The 12357-nt window shown below is 37.5% G+C and carries 11 protein-coding genes; 8 read left to right on the top strand and 3 right to left on the bottom strand.

The genetic code is table 11. The features are described from left to right. Positions 1-164 precede the first annotated feature (164 nt). Positions 165-1538, bottom strand: coding sequence for a PTS transporter subunit EIIC (locus tag GSY74_RS02550; RefSeq protein ID WP_164663546.1), 1374 nt, complete (start codon positions 1536-1538; stop codon positions 165-167). A gap of 175 nt (positions 1539-1713) precedes the next feature. Here GSY74_RS02550 and GSY74_RS02545 point away from each other — a divergent pair, with 175 nt between their 5' ends. Beyond that, positions 1714-3129: an ATP-binding protein gene (locus GSY74_RS02545; protein WP_164663545.1), complete on the top strand. Its 1416-nt coding sequence runs from the start codon at positions 1714-1716 to the stop codon at positions 3127-3129. A gap of 41 nt (positions 3130-3170) precedes the next feature. On the opposite strand, the gene GSY74_RS02540 is transcribed toward GSY74_RS02545, so the two are convergent. Both GSY74_RS02540 and GSY74_RS02535 read right to left on the bottom strand, forming a co-directional pair. Next, complete coding sequence (locus tag GSY74_RS02540; protein ID WP_164663544.1) at positions 3171-5033, bottom strand: HPr family phosphocarrier protein; 1863 nt, start codon at positions 5031-5033, stop codon at positions 3171-3173. A gap of 54 nt (positions 5034-5087) precedes the next feature. Beyond that, positions 5088-5945, bottom strand: coding sequence for a bifunctional methionine sulfoxide reductase B/A protein (locus GSY74_RS02535; protein WP_164663543.1), 858 nt, complete (start codon positions 5943-5945; stop codon positions 5088-5090). A gap of 167 nt (positions 5946-6112) precedes the next feature. On the opposite strand from GSY74_RS02535, the gene lpxC reads away from it, so the two are divergent. Genes lpxC through rimP form a run of 7 tightly spaced genes read left to right on the top strand, consistent with a single transcriptional unit; the run spans position 6113 to position 12218 of the window. Then, positions 6113-6997 carry a UDP-3-O-acyl-N-acetylglucosamine deacetylase gene (gene lpxC / locus GSY74_RS02530; RefSeq protein WP_164663542.1) on the top strand — a complete coding sequence of 295 codons (885 nt, stop codon included), beginning with the start codon at positions 6113-6115 and terminating at the stop codon, positions 6995-6997. Next, a complete protein-coding gene (locus GSY74_RS02525; protein ID WP_164663541.1) occupies positions 6978-7445 on the top strand; it encodes a hypothetical protein in 468 nt (155 codons plus the stop codon). The genes lpxC and GSY74_RS02525 overlap by 20 nt, the downstream gene beginning before the upstream one ends. 58 nt (positions 7446-7503) lie before the next feature. Next, the gene (gene thrB / locus GSY74_RS02520) at positions 7504-8385 is read left to right on the top strand and encodes a homoserine kinase (protein WP_164663547.1); all 882 of its coding nucleotides are present in this window, start codon (positions 7504-7506) and stop codon (positions 8383-8385) included. 21 nt (positions 8386-8406) lie between these two features. Then, entirely contained in the window at positions 8407-8658 is a 252-nt protein-coding gene (locus tag GSY74_RS02515) for a DUF448 domain-containing protein (protein ID WP_164663540.1), read from the top strand. Continuing rightward, on the top strand, positions 8651-11359 hold the full coding sequence (infB, locus tag GSY74_RS02510; protein WP_164663539.1) for a translation initiation factor IF-2: 2709 nt from the start codon (positions 8651-8653) through the stop codon (positions 11357-11359). Before GSY74_RS02515 ends, infB begins: the two co-directional genes overlap by 8 nt. A gap of 54 nt (positions 11360-11413) precedes the next feature. After that, positions 11414-11788: a 30S ribosome-binding factor RbfA gene (rbfA, locus tag GSY74_RS02505; protein WP_164663538.1), complete on the top strand. Its 375-nt coding sequence runs from the start codon at positions 11414-11416 to the stop codon at positions 11786-11788. Next, positions 11778-12218 (top strand): ribosome maturation factor RimP, encoded by a 441-nt coding sequence (gene rimP / locus GSY74_RS02500; protein ID WP_164663537.1) that lies wholly within the window; start codon positions 11778-11780, stop codon positions 12216-12218. Before rbfA ends, rimP begins: the two co-directional genes overlap by 11 nt. The last annotated feature ends 139 nt before the right edge of the window (positions 12219-12357 follow it).

The raw sequence follows: 12357 nt of genomic DNA, 5'->3' as shown, positions 1-12357 counted from the left end.
CCAATGCCAATGAATTAGCGAGGCTGAAGCCATCGTTTCCGTATATGCAATATTTTTTTACGGAATCGGCGTGTTTACACCCGAACTATTACATTCAAAAAAAAGCTTAATTCATTGGCATTGGACTAAAGTCTCCGATTCCAAAAAGTTTTGCAAGAAGTCTATCACATAGCATCCTTTATCATCTCTGCTACCTTCTCCGCCTTGGTTCCAAGAACTACCTGAATGGTAGTCTCATTAGGTTTGATAACCCCTTTAGCTCCAAGCTTCATAAACGCTTCATCGTGCAACTCTTTGGATGATTTGACCTGCATTCGAAGTCGTGTAATACAAGCATCTGTATCTATGATATTATCTCTACCCCCAAGAGCCTCTATAAATGCTTCTGCTTCATTTGAGCTTTCTACTTTTTCTGTACTATTGTTGTTAGCTTCAAAGATAGTGATTTTGAATATCTTGATAGTATAGTAGGAGAGTATAAAATAGACAAATCCAAAAAACAATCCAAGAGGTAAAATAAGTATCGGATTGGTAGCAAGTTTATAGTTGATAACATAGTCAAATAGACCTGCTGAGAATCCAAAACCGTGATGGATATCCAAGAAGTGGGCAGATGCCACAGCGAGTCCAGCTAATATAGCATGAAGCAAGAAGAGTAGGGGGGCTATAAATAGAAATAGGAACTCTAGTGGTTCAGTTATTCCTGTGAGAAATGAGGTAAAAGCGACACCTACAAGAATCGCTCCTGCTTTTTTTCGTTCCTCTTTAGCTGTAGTTAGATATATTGCAAATGCCATTGATGGTAGTCCAAACATCATAACCACATAGAATCCTGCCATATAGATTCCTGCTGTTGGGTCACCTGCGAAGAAACGGTGCAGGTCTCCGTTGGCTACTACTGTCGCTCCCTCCTTGATATATTCGTACTCTCCTACTTGGAAAAGGAAGACAGAGTTTAGGATATGGTGTAGTCCTAGTGGGATGAGTAGTCGGTTTAGAGTTCCATAGATGAAGCTTCCTATCTCATCAAGGTTGATAATAGCGTGAGAAAAAGCATCAATTCCACTCTGTGGATAGTGCCAAAAATATCCTGCTAAGACACCGACTAGAATAGCCGAGAGGGCTGTGACAATAGGTACAAACCGTTTTCCTCCAAAGAAGCCTAGAAATTCGGGAAGTTTAATTGTGTGATAACGGTTATAGAGTGTACCTGCTAAGATACCAATGATGATACCGATAAATACCCCCATGTTTAATTTAGGGTCAATCTGTAGATAGACAGCCTTTGAGATTAGAAGCCCAACAGCACCTGATAGGGCGGCTGCTCCGTCATTGTTTTTGGCTAGACCATAAGCGATACCAACAGCAAAAAGCATATCAAGATTTGAAAATATGGCTTCACCTGCTACCTTCATAATATCGGCTACCTCTCCTGTAAAGATGTCTCCAAAACCGAGTCTTAAGAGTATGGCGGCTATGGGTAGTACAGCGATGGGGGTCATTAGGGCTTTGCCTATTTTTTGGAAGAAGTTAAACATTGTTGAGCCTAGATTTTTTTGTTCTAATGGTAGCATAATTTTTATTATTACTGCGAATTATCTATGAAAAAAACAGAGTTAATTCGTGCAAATAGATAGTTAGTGCGAATTACCTCATGAAAAGTAGTAGATAATTCGCTATAATAACTAAATAATCCACTAGTAGGAGTTTTTTATGTTTGTAGCTAGAGAAGAAGAGTTAAGTGAGTTGAGCAGTTTATTAACTAAAAAATCCTCCTCGTTTACAGTTGTCTATGGTCGAAGAAGGGTTGGGAAGACAGAGACGGTACGGCACTTTATCAAAGAGAATAATTTATTGAGCTTGGAAGTCACAGGTGTTTATGGAGCGACTAAAGCTACTCAAATAAACGCTTTTGTTAGAAAGATAGAGAGAGCTTCAAGAGGTGAGATTGTAGCTGTTGGTAGATTAAAAGAGTGGCAAGATGTTTTTTTCCTCTTAGAGGATTATATAAGCTCTTTGGGTAGTGAAAAAAAAGTAATATTTTTAGATGAACTTCCGTGGCTTGACACACATAGGTCAGGTTTTTTGAGTGCTTTTTCAGAGTTTTGGAACGATTTTTGTACAAGAAAGAGTGATATTATTCTCATAGTTTGTGGTTCTGCCACCTCTTATATGATAAACAGGATTGTCAAAAATAGAAAAACACTGCACAATAGAGTAACACAGAAGTTAAATATGCAACCATTTAAATTGAGAGCAACCAAAAAACTTTTGGAGGCTAAAAATTGTAGATATAGCAATAAATCTATAGTCGATACTTATATAGTTCTAGGTGGTGTGGCAAAATATATCAATGATATGGACTGCACAAAACATCAACTGGAAAATATAAGTTTTCAATGTTTTAGTAGGAATGGTCTGCTTGTTACAGAGTATCAAGAGCTTTATGAGTCACTATTCCAAAACTCACAATGGCACTATAAGGTGATGAATCTACTTTCATCTAAATGGAGTGGTTATATCCAAAAAGATATAGCCCAAGCGTTAAACACATCAGCCTCTGTGGTCAAAAAAGTTTTAGAGGAGCTTGAACTTTCAGGTTTTATCACCTCTGTTACCCAGTTTGGTAAGACAACAAGAGAAAAGGTATATAGGGCGACAGACTCTTTCTCCTATTTTTACAACAAATGGATGGAGAAGCACCAAAATATAGAGTGGAGAAATGTCGCTCTTTCTCAACAGTATAAAATATGGTCTGGATTTGCATTTGAGAATATATGTCATATCCATACCGATGAGATAAAAGAGGTATTGGGAGTTTCAGGGGTCAATACTCAAACGCACTACTGGAGTCACAAGGGAGAAAAAGGTACTCAGATAGACATGCTTTTGGAGTACACCGATGGTAGTAAAAACATAGATATTATAGAGTGTAAATATCATGATGATAAGTTTAGTATTTCGAAAAAATATTATTATGAGCTAAGAGATAAGATTTCTGTTTTTAATGAGCAGACTAAGTCTCGTTATAATATTCGACTTATATTTGTGACGATGTTTGGGGTGGTGAGGAATGAGTATTATAATGAGTTGGTCTATCGGGATGTTTTGATTGGGGAGGTGATGTGAGTAGGTAGAACTGCCCTCTGCCTGACATAAATCGATTAGATTTATCGGCTTAATCGGATTCTCTCTTTTAACGATGGTATAAGTTTAGATGAGACACTAAGAGTATCATACCCTATCTCTATAAGTTCAACCGTAGCCTCTTCAACTCCTGCAAGTTCTCCACAGATACTGATGGGTTTGTTGACCTGTTTGACGATGGTTTCCAATGCAGACATTAGCATGGGTGAGGTGGCATCTACTTGTAGGGTAGGGTGGGTTCTCTCTATGGCGAAGAGGTATTGAGTTAGGTCGTTGGTTCCTATGGAGTAGAAGTCTACTAGTTGGTCAAACTCTTTTAGGGCGAAGATTACACATGGGACTTCTAGCATGATTCCGAATTGGATATTGCTGATGTCTATCTTGTTCTCTTTGGCTACTGTTTGGGCTATGTTTTTTGCTTGGGTGAACTCTTTTGTATTGCTTACCATTGGGAACATGATTTTTATGGTTTTGTTCGGTGTTACCGAACCTACGGCTTTGTATATGGCTAGGAGTTGTTCTTTGAATAATATTTTTTCTTGTAGGGAGAATCTTATGCCTCTTATGCCTAAGAATGGGTTATCCTCTTTTTCTATATTGATATAGGGTAGGGATTTGTCTCCACCTATGTCTAGGGTTCTGATGGTTATGTTGTCAAATAGTTCAAATATATCTGTGTAGGCTTTGGTCTGTTGTTCTAAGCTGGGTTTGGTCTCTGTAAATAGGAACTCTGTTCTAAATAGTCCTACTCCATCTGCTCCTTGCTCTTTTGCCTCTTTGGCTGACGCTATATCGGCTATATTTGCTAGGACTTGAATCGCTTTTCCCTCTTTTGTTTGGGTGGATTCAAAACGCTTTTGGTAGCTCTGCTTTTGTTGCTCTTTGAACTTTTTCTGTTTTATTTTTGCTTTTTTTAGGTCATTTTCTGTTGGTTTTAGAATGAGGTTTCCACTGTTTGCATCTAATAGACTAGGAACCGATGGCTTTAGCCTCGTTATATTCGGGGCTAAAGCCTCCGATTCCGAATTTTTATTTATAATTAGAGAGGGGATGGCTTCTGAACGCAAGAGAATAGAGGCGTGAGAGGTTGGTGTTCCTTTTTGTAGGATTACTCCTTGGATGGGTGTGTTGGCTATAGTGCTTATATCACTTGGAAGTAACTCGTCTGCTAATAATATATATGGAGTATCAGGGAGTTTTAGTTCAATTTTTATTCCCATATATGATAAAACTCTCTGTTTTAAGTCTTGGTAGTCAGCAATTCTTGACTCGAATGCTGTACCTTTTAACTTGTCTATCTCTTCATCTATATTGTCAAAATTTTTATCAAATAGTTCAGAGTTAAGCAACTCTTTTTGAGCTAAATAGATTTGAGCTTCATCTTTTGTCCTATTCTCCTTATACAATTGCGATAGCTCTTCTTCCGTTTTCACAATGGCATCCCGTAGGGGCAGACCAATGTGTCTGCCCTCCTGCTCAACCCTCTCAACCCTCACAATAGGAGCAATAGCAACCCCCTTAGCAATAGTCTGTCCAGTTAAGATAGACCCTTCATAACGCTCCTCTTCCTGTTCAATCTCCTCAACAACCTTATCATCCTCCATAAGTCGCACAAAAAAAGAGGATAGGTGTTCACTAGCTTTTTGGGCTTCACCTCCCACACATCTCAAAGTAAAGCTCTCACCATTTTCCAATGCAAGTGCTAAAATTTTAGGAACTTGAGTCGCTGATACCTCTCTGTTATGAGCTATAATAGTTATAGTTGAATTAAACTTTTTAACCTCATTAACAAATTTGGCAATGGGTCGCAGATGAAAACCATTAGTCGATGTTATGGTTAGAGTAGTCTCTATCCTCTTTTTAAATAGCTGTTTTAAAAATTTCATTTTATAAAAATCCTTTAATAAAATCTTTGACTTTATTGAAATAATAGCTAAAAATTAAAACCTTTTTATAAAAGAGTGGCAATATGGCTTGGAATTTCTTAACTTATAGTAGTTTTGATGCTCATGCTCTGCTATATAGAACTTATGTGCATTGGCGTTTTTGAACATAGTTGCGATATTCATCCCTCTATCTTCAAGCTGATTTATTAGCTTTTGAGCTATATCCTCCTCTTCTATATCATTGGTAAAGATGGCAGATAGGTACTGCGAACCTATATCTGGACCTTGACCATTGGTCTGTTCAGGATTGTGGGTCTCAAAAAAAAGCTTGGTTAGTCTCTCAAATGATACGATTTTTGGGTCATAAGTAACCTCTACAGTCTCTAAGTGACCTGTATCTCTATAGCAAATATCTTGATAGGTGGGATTTTCTGTATATCCACCCATATATCCTGAGTCAGCTGATATAACTCCCTCTTGTTTTTGGAACCAGTACTCAACACCCCAAAAACATCCAGCGGCGAAGTAGGCTTTTTTATATTTGCTGTTTTCATTATTAGATTGAAAACCGAGTGAGATAGAGTTGACACAGTGTCTTGTGCTTTTGGGTGTCATCTGCTCACCTTTAAAAACATGACCCAAGTGACCATCGCAGTTTGCACAAACAATCTCTACTCTTCTTCCATCAGCATCAGGAACTTCTTTTACCGCTCCTGCTATTGCATCATCAAAACTTGGCCATCCTGAACCTGAATCAAACTTATCGTTTGAGTTAAAAAGAGGGGCGTTACATTTACGACAGGTGTAGACTCCATTTTCATAAAAACTACTGAATTTCCCAGAGAATGGCATCTCTGTACCTCTATTTTCTATGACTCTTATCTCTTCTGCATTTAAATCATTGTATGGCATTTTATGCTCCTTAGTTTTATCTAGGACTATTTTAGTCTTATTTATATGACAATATAACATCTTAAGTTAAAAATAAGCCAAAAATATTTAAATAGATGAAAAAATTATGATTTACAAAAAAATCACAATTATGTTATAATATGGTTCTTAAAATAAAGGAATATATTATGAACCAACGAACAATCAGTAAGCCAGTTGAGCTTGTAGGGATAGGACTTCACAAGGGTGAGCCTATTAAATTGAGACTTGAACCTCTTAGTGTTGATGCAGGGATTGTCTTCTATCGAGAAGATTTAGCCGTGAGCATTCCTCTCTCTCCATCCTCTGTTGTTGATACACAGATGGCTACTGTGATTGGTTCTGATAAGGGTACTATATCTACCATAGAACACTTTTTATCGGCTATTTATGCTTATGGTATTGATAATCTTCGTGTTGTAGTGAATGGGAATGAGATGCCAATTATGGATGGGTCAGCCTCTTCATTTTGTCTGCTTCTGGATGAGGCAGGGATAGAGGAGCAGAGTGCTTCTAAGAGAGTTATTCGGATTAAGAAAAGAGTTGAAGTGAGAGATGGTGATAAGTTTGTGCGAATTGAGCCAAGTAGTAGAGCTACCTTTGACTTTGAGATAGATTTTGCACATCCAGTGATTGGTCAGCAGTCGCAATCTTATAGTTTTGGGACGAAGCCATTTATTGATGAGATAGCAAGGGCTAGAACCTTTGGTTTTGCTAGGGATATTCAATATCTACAGAGTATCAATCTAGCTCTTGGTGCAAGTTTGAATAATGCTATTGGATTAGATGATGAAAAAGTTCTGAATCCTGAGGGGTTGAGATTTGATAATGAGTTTGCACGGCATAAGATTCTCGATGCTATGGGTGATATGATGGTGACAGGGCATAATATACTAGGTTCTTACACCTCATTTGCAGGTAGTCACAAACTTAACCATCAGTTGACTGTTAAGCTCTTGGCAGATGCTACTAATTATGAGATGGTAACTCTAAACAGAGTACAAAGTAGAGAGTTTGCAAAAAGTTTTGCCTAGATACGAAATTCTTATTGTCGCCATCGCCTCACCACTTCTTATTGGTGTTTATAAAGATGGAGTACTAATAGAGAATATCAAGTCAGAAGAGAAAACTTCTGAGATTCTTCTTAAACTTCTAATGGAGATAGCTGAAAAGTATAAGTATGGTCGTGTGATATATACAAGTGGTCCAGGCTCATATATGGCGATAAAGCTTACCTATATTACGCTTCGTTCACTGGAAATCATGAGAGGTATAGAGATTGCGGGTTGTGATGCTTTTTCGCTCAATTCTGAAACTCCTATTAAAGCTATGGGTAGACTATACTTTATCAAAGAAAAAGATACTATAATAACAAAAAAATTTGATGAAGCAGTAGAGCAACGGTTTGAATTACCTTCCATGTTGAGTGAAGTAACGATTTTAGACGATAATAAACCAGCGTATATTCTACCTGCCGTGTAATATGTAGGGGTAGACCCATGTGTCTACCCTCTATTATGACATCAGCAAAGGAACCACTTTGTTTGTATCTGTACCAGCAACATCAGCAAATCTTGGACCAGGTTTTGATACCCTTGGATTGGCTATAAATCTTCGTAATGAGATAACGATAAAACCATCTCGTTTTTTCTCTGTGTCGACTCGTGGAGAGGGCTCAGAAAATCCACATATTCGCAAAAATATTCTATTTATGAATATCTTCAATAAGCAGTATCAAAAACTCAAAGGCAAGAGAGATAATTTTAGATTTGAGTTTAATAATCGTATTCCTATATCAAGAGGTTTAGGCTCATCTTCTGCCGTAATTACAGCTGCACTTACTGCATCATTTGTCGCTTCTGGTGAGAGATACAATAAGCGAAAGATACTGAATCTCGCTTTGGAGTATGAGCCACATCCTGATAATATCACTCCTGCTGTTATGGGTGGATTTAATGTTGCTTGTGTGGAGGAGAAGAAGGTTTATAGTAAAAAGAGAAAAATTCCTGAGTATCTAAGGGCTGTTTTGGTTGTTCCAAATAGAACTATATCAACAGCAAAATCTCGAAAAATACTACCTGATATATATAGAAAAGATGAGGTGGTCTACTCTCTCTCCCGTTCATCATTTATGACTTCTCTTTTTATGACAGAGTCTTGGGATTTGCTTAAAATCGCATCAAAAGATAAGTTACATCAGACAAGAAGAATGAAACAGGTGCCAGAGTTGTTTAGTGTGCAGAAAATTGCTTTGGCAAATGGAGCTTTGATGAGTACACTCTCAGGAAGTGGTTCAACTTTTTTTACACTCTGTTATGCTGATGATTCAGCCAAAATTCAAGAGACTTTAGAGAATAACTTCCCCAAATACAGGGTTTTTACTAAGACTCTTGATAATTATGGTATAACTTCAAAGAGTTAATAACATTAATTGGGTATAATTATGCGAAAAAATGAACCTATACGGATGTGTATAGCATGTAGAGAAAGAGAACTGCAAAAAGAGTTAATACGACTACAACAAGATAACAATAATATTTTCCCCTATACAGGACAAGGTAGAAGTTTTTATTTATGTAAAATTTGTGGTACAAATGAGAAAAAAATCAAAGGCTTAACCAAGCGTTTTAGACTCTCTATAGATGATAGTGAACGGTTTGTTAAGTATTTAAAGGAGTTAGATAAGAATGGATAGAATTAAAATCCAAGAGATAGCAAATGAAGCAGGTGCATCAAATGCCGATCTTATTGAAAAAGCTAAAGAGTTAGGTTATGATGTAAAGGCAGCAAATAGTACTGTAACAGTTGATCAGGCTGGTATATTGGTTGATTATGTAATCAATGGAGTCAAGCCTGAGAAGAAGAAGACTCTTAAAGTTAAAAAAATAGTAGTTGTGAAGAGAGCCATTTCCAAAGTACCTACTCCAGAAAAAGAGGAGATTCATAAAAAAGAGGAGATTCCTAAAAAAGAGGAGCCTATAGTGAAAATTCCCGAAGTAAAGCTTAGTAAAGATAAGAGTGAAGAGCCTAAGCCTCTACAAGATAAAGAGAAGCCTAAAGTGGAAGTAGATGAAGTAAAGAAAGAGGAGACTACTCCTAAAGAGGAAGAGGTTAAAAAAGAAGAGGTTAAAAAAGAAGAACCTAAGGTCAAGCCAAAAATTAAGCGAAAAAGAATTGGTATTACAGTCATTAAGAAGGCTGATAGAGAGAGACCGAGGATTAGAATAGTAGACGATAGAAAACCTGAAAAAGATATTGCTATTACTAAGAAAAGACCATCAGGAATGCCAACTCCTCCATCTAAGAAAAAAATTAAAAGAGTAGCTCAGGCAAAAGATACTGGTGAGAAATTAAACTTTATGTCAAACTCTAGTTTTGGGTCAGGTCGTAGCCAAGTTACAGAAGTTGAAGAGGAACCAGAAGTAATGATGCTTGACTTCTCGGATAAAAATATCTATGAAGATATGATGAAGCAAGAGCAGAAGAGAAAAGAGGAAGCTAAAAAGAGAGCTGCCGCTGGTGGACAAACACAAGGACGAGGTGGAAGAGGTGGTGGACAGCACCGTCGAAGACCATCAGGGCTACGAAGAGGTGGAAAAAAGAAGAGATATATAAAACAGGAGAGTTCAGAAGCGGTTAAATCAATAGAGATTCCTGAAAATGTAAGAGTTTATGAGTTCGCTGAAAAAGTTGGAAGAACAACGGGTGAAGTAATTGGGGTTCTCTTTACTCTTGGAACGATGTTTACTCAAAATGATTTCCTTGATAAAGACTCAATAGAGATTCTAGCAGAAGAGTTTAATGTAGAGGTGCATACTATTGACCCTCTTGATGCTCTTGATTATGTAAAAGTTTATGATGCTATAGAGGATGAAAATCCAGAAGAGAGACCACCTGTTATTACAATTATGGGGCATGTTGACCACGGTAAAACTTCACTTCTTGATAGAATTAGACAGACAAAAGTAGCAGACAAAGAGGCAGGTGGAATTACACAGCATGTTGGTGCGTATCAAGTTGAGAAAAATGGTAAAAAAATCTCATTTATAGATACCCCTGGTCACTCAGCCTTTACAGAGATGCGTTCAAGAGGAGCTCAGGCAACTGATATTGTTATTATCGTAGTTGCTGCTGATGATGGTGTGAAACAGCAGACAAAAGAGGCTGTCTCTCACGCAAAAGCGGCGGGTGTTCCAATTGTTGTAGCGATTAACAAAATGGATAAAGAGGGTGCAAATCCAGAACTTGTAAAAGGACAACTATCAGAATTAGAGATTACTCCTTCTGAGTGGGGAGGAGATTATGAGTTTATTCCTGTTTCTGCTCACACTGGTGAGGGGATTGATGAGCTTCTTGAGACACTTCTTCTCACTGCGGAGGTTATGGAGCTTACCGCTGATGCTACTAGAAATGCAAAAGCAGTTGTTGTTGAGTCTTCACTTGAAAAAGGTTTTGGAGCTACGGCTAATGTAATCGTGCATAACGGTACTCTAAATATTGGAGACTGTTTTGTAGTTGGAACAACCTTTGGTAAGGTTAAAACTATGATGCTTGATGATGGAACAAAAACAAAATCAATTGGACCAAGTACTCCTGCTGCTGTTGTAGGTCTTTCGTCAGTTCCGACAGCAGGTGATGTTCTTGTGGTGATGGACTCTGAAAAAGAGGCAAGAGAGTTGGCTGCCAAAAGAGCTGAATATACTAGAACCAAAGAGCTTTCAAAGAGTACAAAAGTCACTATTGATGACCTATCAGCAATTATTGCAGAGGGTAATCTTAAGTCTCTTCCTGTTATTATCAAGACAGATGTTCAAGGTTCTCTTGAAGCGATTAAAGGTACTTTGGCAGAGCTCAAAAATGAAGAGGTCAAAGTTAATGTTATCCATGAAGGTGTGGGTGGTGTTACAGAGAGTGATGTTCAACTTGCAGATGCTTCTGAACATGCTATTATCCTTGGATTTAATGTACGACCTACTGGTTCGGTCAAGAAAAAAGCAAAAGAGCTTGGTGTCGAGATTAAAACTTACTCCATCATCTATGAGCTTCTTGATGATGTAAAAGCACTACTTGGTGGTATGATGAGTCCAGTTGTCTCTGAAGAGGTTACTGGTCAAGCAGAGGTTCGAGAGACATTTACTGTGGCAAAAGTTGGAACCATTGCAGGTTGTAAAGTATCTGATGGCTCTATCGTTAGAAACGCAGGTGTTAGACTTATTCGTGATGGTGTTGTCATTTACACGACAACCATCTCTTCTCTTAAGAGATTTAATGATGATGTCAAAGAGGTCAAGAATGGTTTCGAGTGTGGTATTATGCTTCATAACTATAATGATATTAAAGAGGGTGATGTTATTGAGACCTTCAAAATGGTAGAAGAGCAGGTAAAATTAGATTAATCTAATTTTATTGTAGGGGTAGAGCGATGTCTCTGCCCTTAATTAGGAATAAAAATGAAAGAAGAAGAGATAAAAAGAAAGAGAACGGAGTCACGCTTGGTAGAGCTGATTCCTGAAGCTCTTTCAGGAATGAACGATAATCGTATAAATGGTTTGAGTGTGACAGAGGTTGTCTGCTCTCGTGGACGATATGATGCAAAGGTCTATCTGGATAAATCATATTTAAATGAAAAAGAGCAGGGTGAAGCACTGAAGCAGCTTCGTGCAGTCTCTGGCTATCTCTCGACCTATGTTCGTGAGAGTGAAGGTTGGTTCAAATCTCCTAAGTTTACTTTTGACTTTGATGACCAATTGGAGAGAGTAGCTAGTATAGAAGCACTATTTAAAGAGATAGGTAAAAGAAAAAGTAAGGATGCAGATGAGTCTTGATGAACAGATAGGCAAAATAGTTAAGGCAAATGGTGCTAACTTTTATGGTACTGAAACAGCTCAAGAGGATAGTAATACTGTCTTTAGAGTTTTTATTACCAGAGAGGGTGGCGTGAGTCTTGACCTTTGTGCAGAGATTTCAAATGAGCTTTCTCCTTTTTTAGATGTGAATCCTCCTATGCATGGTGGTTATTATCTTGAAGTTAGTTCCCCTGGAATAGAGAGAAAATTAGAAAATTCTACACATTTTATGTCGGCTATTGGTGAGAGAGTTAAGTTCAAAATTCATGGTGGTGATAAAGAGAAAGGTCTGATTTTAAAAGCTGATAAAACAGGTTTCACTATTACGCTTAAAAAAGAGGAAGTTCGCTTTGAGTATGCGAATATCTCTAAGGCTAAAACTTATTATGAGTGGAATAAGACGAAATAAATGCGACATAATCGCGTAGGTCGGGTTGCCCTCATCCCGACAAAAATCTGCATAAAATAAAAATTCTAATAAACAAAAATTATCTATATAAAAATATCAATTGAAGAATGTAATATTTTCTTTATAAAAATTAAAGGTG

This window comes from Sulfurovum sp. bin170, from assembly GCF_010892395.1.
Classification (GTDB): domain Bacteria; phylum Campylobacterota; class Campylobacteria; order Campylobacterales; family Sulfurovaceae; genus UBA1140.
The sequence above is the reverse complement of the archived record's forward strand: the minus strand, read 5'-3'. Positions and strand labels throughout refer to the sequence as shown.